Here is a 15,039-nt window from a genome sequence, read left to right as displayed (position 1 = left end):
AGGTCCTCGGAGCCTTCGAGGTTGATTGCACCGTCGTGCCGCGCTCAGCGCGATGAGGTGTCGCAGATCAGTTGGCAAGGGGTGTCGCGCATCAGCCGACGGAGGTGGCCTACCCCAACGTCTCGTACTTCAGCGAGGCCGACAGCGGCGGCCACTTCCCGGCCTGGGAGGTGCCGGAGCTCTTCTCCGCCGAGATGCGGGCCGCGTTCCGGCCGCTGCGCAACCGCTGACCGCGCTTCGGCCGGCTGGTGACTCTCCCTGCCCAGTGAACGCTGTGCCCGCGTACCGGATAAGCCTGACCGCCGCGACGCCATCCGGACTGGATGCCGCGCCATTGCCGAACTGATGTGCCTGCATCGATGGCGCGGCGGCCGACGTCGGCCAGCCGGGCGACAATTCCTTCTTCCGATGTCGCCAACTCGACTCCCGGGTACGGACAGAAACCAGACCTGTTGCCGGGAGGTAGCGGCGAGTAGCGTGCGTACTTGGGCGGAGAGGCGCGCACTTCATATCAACTGTTACGTCTAGTAGGTGCCTTTCCTCTGCTAGGTCTTTTTTTGGGGCATACAGGCGTGGGTTGATCAGCAGATCGTCTGGCCGGACGTTGTCCCCGCCCGGCCGAGCGGGTCGGCTCGCGGGTCGGTCGGCCTGATCACGGGTGGGAGAACTTTCCTGGCGGACGCCGCTGTGGCACCATCGTGGAATCTCCATCCCCGCACAGCCCCCCTGCCGACAGGAGTTCCACATGTCTGGTCGAAAGTTTGGCCGGCTGCGTATGGCGTCGCTTGCCCTCGCCGCGCTGGCCGTTGGCCTCCTAGGTGCCCAACTCGGCGGTGCCTTCCAGTCCACCGCTATCGAGTGGGGCGCCCCGGCGGGCCACAGCGTTTCGGTTCCGAGTGGAGTGCAGTCAGTCGTCGGTCGGTGACCCCGGTGCGGCGGCGACGTGATCGATGACAGGGCGGTGCGGTGTCACCTAAGGCTGTCCGACGTCGTACGACCGAGCACGCCTGGCTGATCACGGCTCCCCTCGCCGGGATCGCGTTGGTGGGATCGCTGGTTCTCGCGCTTTCGGTGCCGATCCGCCTGGCGGACTGGCCGATTGCTGTGGCGTTGCTGGTGGTGATGGTTGCTGCCGGGATACCAACGCTCAGCTTCGTGGTCCGCCGCCAGGCGGTCGTGGTGACGCTCAGCGAGATCCCGCTCGTGCTCGCCCTGTATTGGCTGTCGCCGCTGCTCATGGTCGTCGTCGCTACGGCGGCCGAACTCTTCACCCAGATGCACCGCGGTTACGCGCCGCCGAAGTTCTGGTTCAACGTCGCCCGGGCGGCGGCCGGAGTCTCGGTGGCCGGTCTGGTGTTGGCCGCCATGCCACCGCACGTCGGGGTGGGGCCGGCGACGTGGGGTGCGGTCTTCGCCGGCGTCGCCGCCAACTCGCTGATCAGTCTGGTCGCCGTGGTCGGCGTGATCACTCTCCTGCAGGGCTGGCAGGGCACCCGGGAGACGACGAGTACGACCGTCCAGGTTCTGCTGACCACGGCACTGAGCGTCGCGATCGGGATGATCATCCTGATCGTGCTGGCGACGACCCTCTGGTCGACCCTGCTCCTACTGGCCCTGGCGGTGGCCGGCGTCATGCTCTACCGCTCGTACTCGCAGTTCATCCGGCAGCACCGCACCCTGGGCGACATGTACGAGCTGACCCGGGCGATGAGCGAGGCGGGTCAGGAGGGCACCCTGACGGATGCGCTGCTCGGCCGCATCCGATCTCTCATGCAGGCGGAGTACGCCACGCTGTGGCTCCCGGCGCAGGGTCGGCACCCGGAGGTCCTGCTGACCGCACGCCTCGACGACCGGGGCCTCCTGGATGTCGCCCGGACCCCGCCGGTGTTCCGGGAGAAGACCCGTGAGTCGGGCCAGACGATCGCCCTGGGTCGGGCCTTCGGCGGTGATCCGGCGCTGCGGTCCGCGCTCGCCGACTCCAAGGTCAAGGACGTCATCGCGGTACCGCTGCGATCGGGGCAGGCGGTGATCGGCACGCTGGAGGTGGTCAACCGGCTCAGCGACGTGGGTCATTTCGCTCCGGCCGACATCCCCATCTTCGAGACCGTTGCGGCGCATGCCGCCGTCGCCTTGGAAAACTCGCGGCTGGTCGACCGGCTCCGGCACGACGCGTACCACGACGCGCTGACCAGGCTGCCCAACCGTCGGCGGATCACCGGCGCGCTCGCGGAGTCCTTCAAGATCGCTGCCCCCGGCGAGGTGGTGGCGCTGTTGCTCTTCGACGTCGACGGGCTGCGCCAGGTCAACGAGTCCCTCGGTCACGCGGCCGGGGACAAGGTCCTCGCCGAGGTCGCCAGCCGGTTGCGGGCCAGCGCCCCGTCGTCGGCTCTGGTCGGTCGGGCCGGTGGGGACGAGTTCCTGGTGACACTGCGGTTGGAGAGCGCTGACGCGGCGCTCGAGTTGGCCGCTCAACTGCGCGACCAGATCCGCGACGAGATGGTCTTCGACGCGCTCACCCTCGACGTGAACACCGCCGTCGGGGTGGCCGTGCATCCCGATCACGGCAGCGATGCGGCGACCCTCCTGCTCAGGGTCGACCTGGCCGCCACGGCAGCCAAGTCGGTGCCGGGCAGCGTGCAGCTCTTCAACCCTGCGTTGGAGTCCCGATCGCTGCGCCGGCTGGGCCTGGCCGGCGATCTGCGCCGAGCACTGGACCAGGACGAGCTGGAGGTCTACTTCCAGCCCAAGGTGACCCTGCGGGACCGGCGTCTGGTTGGTGTCGAGTGCCTGGCCCGGTGGGAGCACCCGACCCACGGCACGGTCGCTCCCGAGGACTTCGTGGCGGTGGCCGAGCACACCGGCCAGTTGAGCCGGCTCACCGAGGTGGTGCTCCGCGAGGGGCTGCGCCGCAGCCGCGACTGGGCGCTGGCCGATCAGCCGCTGCCCATCGCGGTCAACCTGTCGGCCCGTACGCTCACCGACCAGCACTTCCCGGACCGGGTCCAGGAGTTGCTGACCGAGTACAAGGTGCCGGCGCAGCGACTGACCCTGGAAATCACCGAGGCGGGCGTGCTGGACGGCACGGACCGGCCCATCCCGACCCTGCGCCGGCTACGCGACCTCGGTGTCCGACTCTCGGTGGACGACTTCGGCACCGGCGACTCGTCTCTGGCGCACCTCCGCCGGCTGCCGGTGCACGAGGTGAAGGTCGACCGCTCCTTCGTGCAGGGCATGGCGACCGACCCGGGGGACCTGGCCATCGTCAACGCCGTGGTGACCCTCTCGCAGCAGTTCGGCCTGGCCGTGGTCGCCGAGGGCGTGGAGAGTGAGCTGACCCTGGAGCTTCTCCAGGACATCGGTTGTGAGATCGGGCAGGGCTTCCTGTTCAGCCGGCCGCTGCCGTACGAGCGGTTGGCCGCCTGGTTCGGCGCCCAGGTCGAGCCGGAAACGATCTCCAACGGGGAGCTGCCGCGCCTCCGGGTCGTGCCCTGAGCAGGGCGTAGACGATCACCGGGGATCCGATTTCACCTGTCGAGCCGGGCCGTGTACTCTTACTTCTGCGCGCCCCACGGGGAGATCGCGCAGGCCCCCTTAGCTCAGTCGGCAGAGCGTCTCCATGGTAAGGAGAAGGTCTACGGTTCGATTCCGTAAGGGGGCTCGAGGGTTCAGCTGGACCCATCGCAGCGGTGTAGCTCAGATGGTAGAGCAAGCGGCTCATAATCGCTGTGTCGCCGGTTCAAGTCCGGCCACCGCTACTCTCGTCTTCCGGGCTCGTTGCCGGTGGTCGTAAGAAATGGGCGCTTCCGGCGCCCACTTTGCATGTCCGCGCTGTCAGCGTCTAGGCTGGCGCGTCGTAGTTGTTTCCGTTAGCGAGGAAGGCACTCCGCCGTGGCGAAGGCTACCGATGTCCGGCCGAAGATCACTTTGGCGTGTGTGGAGTGCAAGGAGCGCAACTACATCACGCGCAAGAACCGCCGTAACGACCCCGACCGCATCGAGCTGAAGAAGTTCTGCCCGCGCGACGGTCGTCACACGGTCCACCGCGAGACCCGCTGACCGCTGGCCGGCTCTCCTGCCGGCCGCTGTCGAAGCTTTCCAATCGCCGATCTGACCGGTTTGGCGCGGCTACGCCGCCGCCTGCCGAGCAGGTCGGCGATTGTGCTTTCCGTGTAGGTTCGCGACATGTCTCTGGACCCTTCCTTCGTCGGCCGGACCTATCCGCCGACCGCCCCCTATCAGGTGGGCCGAGAAAAGATCCGCGAGTTCGCCACCGCCATCGGTGCCACCGACCCGGCCCATCACGACCTGGAGGCCGCGCAGGCGCTGGGCCACCCCGATCTGCTGGCCCCACCGACCTTCCCGGTGATCGTCACGATGGCCGCGAGCAGCCAGATCGTCGAGGACCCAGCCCTGGGTATCGACTACAGCCGGGTGGTGCACGGTGACCAGCGGTTCGCGTACACCCGGCCCGTGGTCGCCGGTGACGAGCTGGTCTGCACCAACACCATCGAGGACGTCAGCACCCGGGGCGGGCACGGCTTCCTGACCACGCGCACCGACGTGACCACCGTCGGCGGGGAGCCGGTGGTCGCCGTCTGGTCCAAGATCGTCGTACGCGGGGAGGCCTGAGATGGAGTTTCCAGCCAAGACGTTCCGAGTGACCCGCGCGGACCTGGTTCGCTATGCCGGTGCCTCGGGTGACTTCAACCCGATCCACTGGAGCGACAGGTTCGCCACCAAGGTAGGACTGCCCGGGGTGATCGCCCACGGCATGTTCACCATGGCGCTGGTCGGGCGGGCGATCACGGAGTGGGCCGGTTCGCCGGACGCGGTGGTCGAGTACGGGGTTCGTTTCACCCGGCCGGTGGTGGTCCCGGACGATGACCAGGGGACCGAGATCGAGGTCTCCGCGCGGGTCCGTGAGGTGACCGAGGACGGCCTCACCCGACTCGACGTGACCGCCACCTGCCTGGGCGAAAAGGTGCTCTCGCAGGCCCGGGCAACCATCAGGACGACACGCTGAAGCAGGCCCGCCACGCGTGGCGAGGAGACCGGTTGGGAAAGTCGGGCGGCTACCCGTACACTGGTCCGCCGTGGGGCAAGTGACCCCTGCTCGGTCGTCTGTGACCGCGTGGGGCGAGTGTTGCCGCACAGGGGTGTAGCTCAATTGGCAGAGCAGCGGTCTCCAAAACCGCAGGCTGCAGGTTCAAGTCCTGTCACCCCTGCGCCTCAGGCCTGACCGTTCCCGTGGGTCGCGCCGCCAGCATGGCGGCGTCCGGCCCGTGGTGGTGGCATCAGCGGGGTGGTTCCGAGGCAATCGGGCCCTCCGGATGATCCACCGGCCGCGGCCCGTCGCGGGACGGTTGGGTCCGGCCGGCGTGACCAGCGCCGCGTACGCCACTCGGCGTGCGACCCGAGATTCCGCGACGGAGGGCGAAGTGGCCGACAACAAGCGGCGCGGCGAGGACGCCGGCGACGATCGTCTGGACGACGAGGTCGTCGACGAGGTAGCCGACGACGACGCCACCAGCGCGGACGAGCCGGTCTCCCGGGGCGGCACCGCCACGCGGTCGCGTGCCCGGGCGGAGTCGGCGGACAGCCGGCCCACTACCCGGTCGGAGACCGGTCGGGTGGGCGTGTTCGGCCGCATCGCCCGATTTTTCCGCGAGGTCGTAGCCGAACTGCGTAAGGTCATCTGGCCGACGCGCAAGGAGTTGCTGACCTACACCGCCGTGGTGGTGGCGTTCGTCGCGGTGATGCTGACGATCGTTGGCGTGCTGGACTTCGGCTTCGCCAAGGTCGTGCTGTTTGTCTTCGGCAACTCGGACTGACCGGCTGCCTCCAGCCGATAGTGACGGAAGTGAGCGAGCGTGCCTGAGTACGACGAGACCGCCGGACCGGTGGACGAGCAGTCCACGGTCGCGACGGCGGCTGGTGACGAGTCGGTTGAGGCCGCCAGCGAGCCGGAGTTCCCAACGACTGAGCCTGCGCCGGACGAGGAGTACGACCCGGTCGCCGAGCTGAGGCAGAAGCTGCGCTACGCGCCGGGTGACTGGTATGTGGTGCATTCGTACGCCGGCTACGAGAACAAGGTGAAGACCAACCTCGAGACCCGGATCACGAGCCTCGACATGGAGGACTTCATCTACCAGGTCGAGGTGCCGACCCGGGAAGAGGTCGAGGTCAAGAACGGTAAGCGTTCGCAGATCCAGGCCAAGGTCTTCCCGGGCTACATCCTGGTTCGGATGGAGCTGACCGCCGAGTCCTACTCGTGTGTTCGGAACACGCCGGGCGTGACCGGCTTCGTCGGCGCGACCGACCGGGCCGACCGGCCCGCCCCGCTCTCCCTCGACGAGGTGCTGAAGTGGCTGGCGCCGGCCGTCGAGACCGAGCAGAAGAAGTCGAAGCCGGAGATCAAGGTCCTCGACTTCGAGGTGGGCGACTCGGTCACCGTCACCGACGGCGCCTTCGCGTCGCTGCCGGCCACGATCAGCGAGATCAACGCCGACCAGCAGAAGCTCAAGGTGCTGGTGTCGATCTTCGGTCGCGAGACGCCGGTGGAGCTCAACTTCAACCAGGTCGCCAAGATCTGATTGGTCGTCGGCGGCGGGCCCGGCCCGCCGCCGACGTCGGCGTACGCCGTCCCGCTCGACCTCGGCGGACGAGTGGGCTGCGGCCTGCGCTACTCTTGAATGTCGCCGCTGTCGCATCGCGCTGACCGTGCGCGCTCCGAGAGCGGCGACAGCCGCATTTTCCCAGCTCCAAGCCCCAGGAAGTGACATGCCTCCGAAGAAGAAGCTCGTCAAGACGTTCACGCTTCAGTTGCCGGCGGGCCAGGCCACGCCGGCGCCGCCGGTCGGCCCCGCGCTCGGCCAGCACGGCGTGAACATCATGGAGTTCTGCAAGTCCTACAACTCGCAGACCGAGTCCCAGCGGGGCGACATCGTCCCCGCCGAGATCAGCGTGTACGAGGACCGGTCCTTCACGTTCGTGCTGAAGACCCCGCCCGCTGCCCGGCTGCTGATCAAGGCCGCCGGTGTGCAGAAGGGTTCGGGTGTTCCGCAGGCCGAGAAGGTTGGCTCGGTCAGCCGCGCCCAGCTGCGTGAGATCGCCGAGAAGAAGATGGCCGACCTCAACGCCAACGACCTGGCCCAGGCCGAGAAGATCATCGCCGGCACCGCCCGGTCGATGGGCATCACCGTCAACGACTGACGTCGGCCCAGGCCTTCGATCAGACCGTGGGAGGGCTCGCGCCGAGCCCGCCAGAGACCACAGGAGTAATAAGCAATGCAGCGCAGCAAGAGCTACCGCAAGGCCGCCGACGTCATCGACCGGTCCAAGCTCTACACCCCCGCCGAGGCCGTGAAGCTGGCCAAGGAGACCACCAACGTCAAGTTCGACGCCACGGTCGAGGTCGCCATGCGCCTCGGCGTCGACCCCCGCAAGGCGGACCAGATGGTCCGCGGCACGGTCAACCTGCCGCACGGCACCGGTAAGACCGCCCGCGTGATCGTGTTCGCCAGTGGTGCGAAGGCCGAGGAGGCCACCGCCGCGGGTGCGGACGAGGTGGGCACCGACGAGCTGGTCGCCCGGATCCAGGGTGGTTGGCTCGACTTCGACGCGGCGATCGCCACGCCGGACCAGATGGCCAAGATCGGCCGGATCGCGCGGATCCTGGGCCCGCGCGGTCTCATGCCGAACCCGAAGACCGGCACGGTGACCATGGACGTCACCAAGGCGGTGCAGGACATCAAGGGCGGCAAGATCACCTTCCGGGTGGACAAGCACTCCAACCTGCACCTGATCATCGGCAAGGCGTCCTTCACGGAGAGCCAGCTGGTGGACAACTACGCGGCGGTGCTCGACGAGGTGCTGCGTGCCAAGCCGTCCGCGGCCAAGGGCAAGTACCTCCGCAAGGTCATCCTCACCAGCACGATGGGCCCGGGTGTTCCGGTCGACCCGAACCTGGTGAAGAACCTCACCGGAGACCCCGCCGAGGCCTGAGTCGACAGTTGGTTCCACCGGGGCGCCGCCACGATCGTGGCGGCGCCCCGGCGCGTTTGAGGTGTGGCAGGCTCTACGCCATGCGGCTGGAGAACGTCTGGGTGCGGTACCACCGGCCGGGGCCGTGGGTGCTGCGAGGCGTGGACGTGCGGCTCGGTCCGGGCGAGGTGGCGGTCGTGCTGGGCCGCAACGGGGTGGGCAAGTCGACCCTGCTGCAGGTGGCCGCGGGGGTCCTCCGCCCAGGCCGGGGCCGGGTCACCGGCCGGCCGGCGCGGGTGGGCTGGGTGCCGGAGCGTTTCCCGGCCGACCAGCCGTTCACCGTGGCCCGCTACCTGACCGGGATGGCCCGGGTGGCAGGGCTGCGGGGGGCAGCGGTCGACGAGGCGGTGACCTCCTGGACCGACCGGCTCGGGCTGTCCGCCTTCCGCTCGGTCCGGCTGCCGGAGCTGTCCAAGGGCACCGCCCAGAAGGTGGGCCTCGCCCAGGCGATGCTGCGCCTGCCGGGCCTGCTGGTGCTCGACGAGCCGTGGGAAGGGCTGGACGCCGCCACCCGCGAGCTGGTCCCCGAGCTGATCTCCGAGGTGCTCGCCGCCGACGGTGCCGTCCTCGTCAGCGACCACCGGGGGGAGACGGTCCGGCTGCCGGCCGCGCGCCGCTGGTCGGTGGCCGACGGGTCACTGACCGAAGAGGCGCCGTCGGCGGACGAGACGATCGCGGTGGTCGAGGTCGCGGTGCCGGCCGCGCGGGTCGCCGGCACCGTCGCACGGTTGCGCGCCGAGGGCCACCAGATCCTTCGAGTACGCGCCGACGCCTCCATCGCCGCACCACCGGCTCGCCCCGCCACCCCGTCGGTCCGGTCGGCCGGTGAGCCGACGCCCGAGCAGGCCGTGGGCGCCCAGGGTGCCGACGCGGTGGTCGAGCCGGCAGCGGGGGAGGCCCGATGAGCGCGCTGGTGCGGATGCGGCTGGCCGGTTTCCTACGGACCGGCCGGGCGGTGGCACCGTTGCTCGCCGGCCTGATCACGCTCGGCACGCTCTACGGCGGCGGCCGGGCCCAGCCGGCGGAGGCGTACGGCGTCTCGGCGGTGGTGCTCTTCCCGGTGCTCGCCTGGCAAACCAAGATCCTTCTGGACGTGGAGCCGGACGTGCAGCGCCGGCTGGCGCAGGTGACGGTCGGTGCGGCCCGGGAGCGGCTGGCCGGGCTCCTCGCCGCCGGTGTGGCGGCGCTGGTGACGGTGGCCGTCGCGCTGCTCTTCCCGTGGCTGGTCGGCGGGATCTCCGGCCCGGTCGACCCGGGGGACCGGTCGATCCCGGTCGGGCTCGCCCTGGGTTTGTGGGCACATCTGCTCGCCCTGCCCGCTGCGGTCGCTCTCGGCGCGTTGGCCAGCCGGGCCTCGGTTGGCAGTGCCGGGTACGGCGTCGCGGTGCTGGCCCTCGGTGGTGTCGGCGCGGTGGTGCTCGGCCTGAGCGGCTCGGTGGCCCCCTGGCTGGCGCCGCCGATCATGGCTACCGCCCGCACCACTGGTGGCGATGCCGCGGCGCTCACCCTGCTGGGGCTGACCGTGTGGGCGCTGGCCTGGAGCGCGGTGGTCGTTGGCGGCTACCTGTGGCGGCGGCGGGCACAGGGCTGACCGGCGGCGTGCGTGACGGTCTGCGGTGGCGCGGCTCACAGGGGGCGATTTGGTGCAGGTCGCGGGGTCGCGTACTCTTCAAACGTCATCCGTGTTCTCACGGTTGAGGAACCACCCAGAGACCGCTGGTCACCGTGCTTCGGCACGGTCGAAGGCCCCGCGACAACGGGCGACCCGCGTAGGGCGGCAAGCGTAATTCGGCAGTGAGCATGGTCCGCCGACTGTGACGAACTTCCGGCCCTCGCCCCGTGCGCCCTGCGCCGGGGCTTTTCGTTGTCGTGCTGCCTCCGCCCCCGCTCCGGCTTCGGCTGTGACGGGGACCAGCCTCGAGTAACGAGAGAGGAGGGACATGGCGGACAAGCCGATCCGGGCCGACAAGGCCACGGCCGTCGCTGAGCTGACCGAGAACTTCCGTAGCTCGGGCGCCACCGTGCTGACCGAGTACCGCGGTCTGACGGTTTCCCAGCTCACCCAGCTTCGGCGCACGCTCGGCGCCGACACCAGCTACACGGTCGCGAAGAACACGCTGGCGAAGCGTGCTGCGACGGACGCGGGCATCACCGGCCTCGACGAGCTGTTCACCGGTCCTACCGCGCTGACTTTCGTTTCGGGCGACGTCGTCGAGGCGGCGAAGGGGCTTCGCGACTTCGCGAAGGCCAACCCGAAGCTCGTCATCAAGGGCGGTGTCTTCGAGGGCAAGGCCATTTCCGCGGCCGAGGTCACGAAGCTCGCCGACCTTGAGTCCCGCGAGGTGCTGCTGGCCAAGCTGGCCGGCGCGATGAAGGGCAACCTGAGCAAGGCCGCGGCCCTGTTCCAGGCCCCGCTGTCGAAGACCGCCCGTCTGGCGGCCGCACTGCAGGACAAGCGCGAGAAGGAGGGCGCCGAGGCGGCCTGAGGCCACCACGGCGCACCAGTTCTTACTTAACAGAATCAGGAAAGGACGCCAGATATGGCGAAGCTCAGCACCGACGAGCTGCTCGACGCGTTCAAGGAGATGACGCTGATCGAGCTCTCTGAGTTCGTGAAGCAGTTCGAGACGACCTTCGAGGTCACCGCCGCTGCTCCGGTCGCGGTTGCCGCTGCCGGCGGTGCCGCCGGTGGCGCTGCTGCCCCGGCCGAGGAGGAGCAGGACGAGTTCGACGTCATCCTCGAGGCTGACGGCGGCAAGAAGATCCAGGTCATCAAGGTCGTGCGTGAGCTGACCGGCCTGGGCCTCAAGGAGGCCAAGGACGCGGTTGAGTCCGCGCCGAAGGCCATCCTGGAGAAGGTCAACAAGGAGACCGCCGAGAAGGCGAAGGCCAAGCTCGAGGGTGAAGGCGCCAAGGTCACCCTCAAGTGACCTGACGTTCCACCTGCGCGTACCTGGCTCGTGAGCCGGGACACGATCGCGTAGCGGCGGGCGGTGATCCGACACGGATCACCGCCCGCCGTGTTGATGTGCCGGACGCCGAACGGTCCTGAGCTGGGCTCCGACCACCGGTACCGGCGACCCGATCGAGCGCGGCGGGTCGCCCTCCGGTGGGAAAGAAGGGGCAACCCGGATACCGGCCCTTGACGCGGCCCCGGGCTGCCAGGCACGCTGACACCAGCAAGACACCGCGCTTGCGACGGCCACGACGTGGGTATGACAGCGACGGCACCATCGCCGCGTCAACCCGAGCGGCCCAGTGGGGACGTTGCGTTCTGAGCGGCCCGGCAGACCCCGGTTTACGGGGGGCCGAGGCGCGTTCCGCAAACGACCTGCGGGGTGGGCTGGACAGCGGTTAGCCTCTCGGCTACACTGCTAGTTTGCGCTGCCTTCCGACTTGACCCCTGCTCGGAAATGTCCGTTTACGGATATTTCTGGTGGGGTCATTGGAGTGCACGCGTACCAGCCGTTCTGCAGCACCGGTCCTCGGAAGGACGCATCTTGGCAGCTTCCCGCCCTGCGAAGACCAGTCGTACGTCGAGCGCATTCGCTCCCCGCCGAGTTTCATTCGGCAGGATCACCGAACACCTCGAGGTCCCCAACCTCCTTGCCATCCAGAACGAGTCCTTCGACTGGCTCGTCGGCAACGAGGCTTGGCAGGGCCGGTCGGCGGACGACCCGCACGCACGCTCGGGTCTCGCGGAGATCCTTGAAGAGATCAGTCCCATTGAGGACTTCTCCGGCACCATGTCGCTCTCCTTCTCAGCGCCGCGCTTCGACGAGGTCAAGGCCTCGATCGAGGAGTGCAAGGAGAAGGACCTGACCTACTGCGCTCCGCTCTTCGTGACCGCGGAGTTCACCAACAACACCACTGGCGAGATCAAGAGCCAGACGGTGTTCATGGGTGACTTCCCGATGATGACGCCCAAGGGCACCTTCGTCATCAACGGCACCGAGCGCGTCGTGGTCAGCCAGCTCGTCCGGTCTCCGGGCGTGTACTTCGACAAGCAGCCGGACAAGACCTCCGACCGCGACCTCTCCAGCGTCAAGGTCATCCCGAGTCGGGGTGCCTGGCTGGAGTTTGACATCGACAAGCGCGACACGGTCGGCGTACGCATCGACCGCAAGCGTCGGCAGGCCGTCACGGTCCTGCTCAAGGCCATCGGCTGGTCGGCCGAGCGGATCCGTGAGCGGTTCGGCTGGTCCGAGCTGCTGATGACCACGCTCGAGAAGGACCACATCGCCGGCCAGGACGAGGCCCTGCTAGACATCTACCGCAAGCTGCGCCCTGGCGAGCCGCCGACGCGTGAGAACGCCCAGACCCTGCTCGACAACCTCTTCTTCAACCCGAAGAGGTACGACGTCGCCAAGGTCGGGCGCTACAAGTTCAACAAGAAGCTCGAAGTCGACGTGCCGATCACCACCGGCACGCTGACCGAGGACGACATCGTCGCCACCGTGGAGTACCTGTGCCGGCTGCACGCCGGCGAGGACGGCTACGAGGCCGACGACATCGACCACTTCGGCAACCGGCGCCTGCGTACCGTGGGTGAGCTGATCCAGAACCAGGTCCGAGTCGGCCTGTCCCGGATGGAGCGGGTCGTCCGCGAGCGGATGACCACGCAGGACGTCGAGGCGATCACCCCGCAGACCCTGATCAACATCCGCCCGGTGGTGGCGGCGATCAAGGAGTTCTTCGGGACGTCGCAGCTGTCCCAGTTCATGGACCAGACCAACCCGCTGGCGGGTCTTACCCACCGGCGCCGGCTGAGCGCGCTCGGCCCGGGTGGTCTGTCCCGGGAGCGGGCCGGCTTCGAGGTCCGCGACGTGCACCCGTCCCACTACGGCCGGATGTGCCCGATCGAGACGCCGGAAGGCCCGAACATCGGCCTGATCGGCGCGCTGTCCACCTTCGCCCGGGTCAACCCGTTCGGCTTCATCGAGACGCCGTACCGGAAGGTCGTCGAGGGTCGGGTTACCGACCAGATCGACTACCTGACCGCGGACGAGGAGGACCGGTTCGTCAAGGCCCAGGCCAACGCGCCGCTGAAGGCTGACGGCACGTTCGCCGAGGACCGGGTGCTCTGCCGTCGTAAGGGCGGCGAGACCGAGGACGTCATCCCGAGCGCCGTCGACTACATGGACGTCTCGCCCCGGCAGATGACCTCGGTCGCGACCGCCATGATCCCGTTCCTCGAGCACGACGACGCCAACCGGGCACTGATGGGCGCGAACATGCAGCGCCAGGCGGTGCCGCTGGTCAAGGCCGAGGCGCCGCTCGTGGGCACGGGCATGGAATACCGGGCCGCGGTCGACGCTGGCGACGTGGTTGTCGCCGAGGTCGGCGGTGTGATCGAGGATCTCTGCGCCGACTACGTCACCATCCACCAGGATGACGGCCACCGCCGGACGTACCTGCTGCACAAGTTCCGCCGCTCCAACGCCGGCTCCTGCGTCAACCAGAAGCCGGTGGTCTTCGAGGGCGACCGCGTCGAGGCCGGTCAGGTCATCGCCGACGGGCCGTGCACCGACGAGGGCGAGATGGCGCTCGGGCGCAACCTGCTCGTGGCGTTCATGACCTGGGAGGGGCACAACTACGAGGACGCGATCATCCTGTCGCAGCGCCTCGTGCAGCAGGACGTGCTCACCTCGATCCACATCGAGGAGCACGAGGTCGACGCTCGGGACACCAAGCTCGGCCCGGAGGAGATCACCCGCGACATCCCGAACGTCAGCGAGGAAATGCTCGCTGACCTCGACGAGCGCGGCATCATCCGGATCGGTGCCGAGGTCGTCCCCGGTGACATCCTGGTCGGCAAGGTCACGCCCAAGGGTGAGACCGAGCTGACCCCGGAGGAGCGACTGCTCCGCGCGATCTTCGGTGAGAAGGCGCGCGAGGTTCGGGACACCTCGCTGAAGGTGCCGCACGGCGAGACCGGCACGGTCATCGGTGTGCGGACGTTCTCCCGCGAGGACGGCGACGAGTTGCCGCCGGGTGTCAACGAGCTGGTCCGGGTCTACGTCGCCCAGAAGCGCAAGATCCAGGACGGCGACAAGCTCGCCGGCCGGCACGGCAACAAGGGTGTCATCTCGAAGATCCTGCCGATCGAGGACATGCCGTTCCTGGAGGACGGCACCCCGGTCGACATCGTGCTGAACCCGCTGGGTGTGCCGAGCCGGATGAACATCGGCCAGGTGCTGGAGACCCACCTCGGTTGGGTCGCCAAGACCGGTTGGAAGGTCGAAGGCGACGACACCGACTGGAAGCGGCAGCTGCGCTCGATCGACGCGCACGAGTCCGAGGGGGACACGAACGTGGCCACCCCGGTCTTCGACGGTGCCCGCGAGGCCGAGATCTCCGGCCTGCTGGCGTCGACGCTGCCCAACCGTGACGGCAACCAGCTGATCGGTTCCAGCGGCAAGGCGCAGCTGTTCGACGGGCGCTCCGGTGAGCCTCTGCCGGACCCGATCGCGGTCGGCTACATCTACATCCTGAAGCTCAACCACCTGGTCGACGACAAGATCCACGCTCGGTCGACCGGCCCGTACTCGATGATCACGCAGCAGCCGCTGGGTGGTAAGGCGCAGTTCGGTGGTCAGCGTTTCGGTGAGATGGAGTGCTGGGCGATGCAGGCGTACGGCGCCGCTTACGCCCTGCAGGAGCTGCTCACGATCAAGTCCGACGACGTGCTCGGCCGGGTGAAGGTCTACGAGGCCATCGTCAAGGGCGAGAACATCCCGGAGCCGGGCATCCCGGAGTCGTTCAAGGTGCTGCTCAAGGAGCTGCAGTCGCTGTGCCTCAATGTTGAGGTGCTCTCCAGCGACGGCGTGGCCCTGGAAATGCGCGAGACCGACGACGAGGTGTTCCGGGCCGCTGAGGAGCTGGGCATCGACCTGTCCCGGCGCGAGCCGAGCTCGGTCGAAGAGGTCTGAGGTGAGCGGTCGGGGGCCGGTCTTCCGGCCCCCGACCCCACCCGAGAATTAGCAGTACAGACGA

At 68.5% G+C, this 15,039-nt stretch carries 14 protein-coding genes and 3 tRNA genes; all 17 read left to right on the top strand.

The window, feature by feature from the left end; all coding sequences use genetic code 11:
- The first annotated feature begins 71 nt into the window (after positions 1 to 71).
- The 17 genes from HNR20_RS31900 (at position 72) to rpoB (ending at position 14,975) form a co-directional block, all read left to right on the top strand.
- A complete protein-coding gene (locus tag HNR20_RS31900) occupies positions 72 to 230 on the top strand; it encodes a hypothetical protein (protein ID WP_189062296.1) in 159 nt (52 codons plus the stop codon).
- Positions 231 to 966: 736 nt separating this feature from the next.
- Positions 967 to 3,492, top strand: coding sequence for a putative bifunctional diguanylate cyclase/phosphodiesterase (locus HNR20_RS10940; RefSeq protein WP_184178753.1), 2,526 nt, complete (start codon positions 967 to 969; stop codon positions 3,490 to 3,492).
- 93 nt (positions 3,493 to 3,585) lie between these two features.
- Positions 3,586 to 3,658: transfer RNA gene (locus HNR20_RS10935), tRNA-Thr, on the top strand.
- A 24-nt stretch (positions 3,659 to 3,682) separates the two neighbouring features.
- Positions 3,683 to 3,755, top strand: a tRNA-Met gene (locus tag HNR20_RS10930).
- A gap of 133 nt (positions 3,756 to 3,888) precedes the next feature.
- On the top strand, positions 3,889 to 4,056 hold the full coding sequence (gene rpmG, locus HNR20_RS10925; protein ID WP_007073056.1) for a 50S ribosomal protein L33: 168 nt from the start codon (positions 3,889 to 3,891) through the stop codon (positions 4,054 to 4,056).
- Positions 4,057 to 4,182: 126 nt separating this feature from the next.
- On the top strand, positions 4,183 to 4,629 hold the full coding sequence (locus HNR20_RS10920) for a MaoC family dehydratase N-terminal domain-containing protein (RefSeq protein ID WP_184178751.1): 447 nt from the start codon (positions 4,183 to 4,185) through the stop codon (positions 4,627 to 4,629).
- A gap of 1 nt (position 4,630) precedes the next feature.
- The gene (locus HNR20_RS10915; protein ID WP_184178749.1) at positions 4,631 to 5,023 is read left to right on the top strand and encodes a MaoC family dehydratase; all 393 of its coding nucleotides are present in this window, start codon (positions 4,631 to 4,633) and stop codon (positions 5,021 to 5,023) included.
- Between the two features lie 129 nt (positions 5,024 to 5,152).
- Positions 5,153 to 5,225, top strand: a tRNA-Trp gene (locus HNR20_RS10910).
- A 213-nt stretch (positions 5,226 to 5,438) separates the two neighbouring features.
- A complete protein-coding gene (secE, locus tag HNR20_RS10905; protein ID WP_184178747.1) occupies positions 5,439 to 5,831 on the top strand; it encodes a preprotein translocase subunit SecE in 393 nt (130 codons plus the stop codon).
- 39 nt (positions 5,832 to 5,870) lie between these two features.
- Positions 5,871 to 6,593 (top strand): transcription termination/antitermination protein NusG, encoded by a 723-nt coding sequence (gene nusG, locus HNR20_RS10900; RefSeq protein WP_184178745.1) that lies wholly within the window; start codon positions 5,871 to 5,873, stop codon positions 6,591 to 6,593.
- 187 nt (positions 6,594 to 6,780) lie between these two features.
- Positions 6,781 to 7,212: a 50S ribosomal protein L11 gene (gene rplK, locus HNR20_RS10895; protein ID WP_110563109.1), complete on the top strand. Its 432-nt coding sequence runs from the start codon at positions 6,781 to 6,783 to the stop codon at positions 7,210 to 7,212.
- A gap of 75 nt (positions 7,213 to 7,287) precedes the next feature.
- A complete protein-coding gene (gene rplA, locus HNR20_RS10890) occupies positions 7,288 to 8,004 on the top strand; it encodes a 50S ribosomal protein L1 (protein WP_184178743.1) in 717 nt (238 codons plus the stop codon).
- Between the two features lie 80 nt (positions 8,005 to 8,084).
- Positions 8,085 to 8,948, top strand: coding sequence for an ABC transporter ATP-binding protein (locus tag HNR20_RS10885; RefSeq protein ID WP_184178741.1), 864 nt, complete (start codon positions 8,085 to 8,087; stop codon positions 8,946 to 8,948).
- Positions 8,945 to 9,634, top strand: coding sequence for a hypothetical protein (locus HNR20_RS10880; protein WP_184178739.1), 690 nt, complete (start codon positions 8,945 to 8,947; stop codon positions 9,632 to 9,634). Before HNR20_RS10885 ends, HNR20_RS10880 begins: the two co-directional genes overlap by 4 nt.
- Before the next feature lie 349 nt (positions 9,635 to 9,983).
- The gene (gene rplJ, locus HNR20_RS10875; RefSeq protein ID WP_184178737.1) at positions 9,984 to 10,529 is read left to right on the top strand and encodes a 50S ribosomal protein L10; all 546 of its coding nucleotides are present in this window, start codon (positions 9,984 to 9,986) and stop codon (positions 10,527 to 10,529) included.
- A 54-nt stretch (positions 10,530 to 10,583) separates the two neighbouring features.
- A complete protein-coding gene (gene rplL, locus HNR20_RS10870; protein WP_184178735.1) occupies positions 10,584 to 10,973 on the top strand; it encodes a 50S ribosomal protein L7/L12 in 390 nt (129 codons plus the stop codon).
- A 570-nt stretch (positions 10,974 to 11,543) separates the two neighbouring features.
- Positions 11,544 to 14,975 (top strand): DNA-directed RNA polymerase subunit beta, encoded by a 3,432-nt coding sequence (rpoB, locus tag HNR20_RS10865; RefSeq protein ID WP_184178734.1) that lies wholly within the window; start codon positions 11,544 to 11,546, stop codon positions 14,973 to 14,975.
- Positions 14,976 to 15,039 lie beyond the last annotated feature (64 nt).

This window comes from Micromonospora parathelypteridis (genome assembly GCF_014201145.1).
Classification (GTDB): domain Bacteria; phylum Actinomycetota; class Actinomycetes; order Mycobacteriales; family Micromonosporaceae; genus Micromonospora; species Micromonospora parathelypteridis.
This window is presented reverse-complemented; position numbering and strand designations above follow the sequence as displayed.

Excerpts from the sequence above, each read along its gene's own strand:
- HNR20_RS10915 (WP_184178749.1), top strand. The coding sequence starts at position 4,631 with ATGGAGTTTCCAGCCAAGACGTTCCGAGTGACCCGCGCGGACCTGGTT.
- HNR20_RS10885 (WP_184178741.1), top strand. The coding sequence starts at position 8,085 with ATGCGGCTGGAGAACGTCTGGGTGCGGTACCACCGGCCGGGGCCGTGG.
- HNR20_RS10880 (WP_184178739.1), top strand. The coding sequence starts at position 8,945 with ATGAGCGCGCTGGTGCGGATGCGGCTGGCCGGTTTCCTACGGACCGGC.
- rplA (WP_184178743.1), top strand. The coding sequence starts at position 7,288 with ATGCAGCGCAGCAAGAGCTACCGCAAGGCCGCCGACGTCATCGACCGG.
- rplL (WP_184178735.1), top strand. The coding sequence starts at position 10,584 with ATGGCGAAGCTCAGCACCGACGAGCTGCTCGACGCGTTCAAGGAGATG.
- rplK (WP_110563109.1), top strand. The coding sequence starts at position 6,781 with ATGCCTCCGAAGAAGAAGCTCGTCAAGACGTTCACGCTTCAGTTGCCG.
- rplJ (WP_184178737.1), top strand. The coding sequence starts at position 9,984 with ATGGCGGACAAGCCGATCCGGGCCGACAAGGCCACGGCCGTCGCTGAG.
- HNR20_RS10920 (WP_184178751.1), top strand. The coding sequence starts at position 4,183 with ATGTCTCTGGACCCTTCCTTCGTCGGCCGGACCTATCCGCCGACCGCC.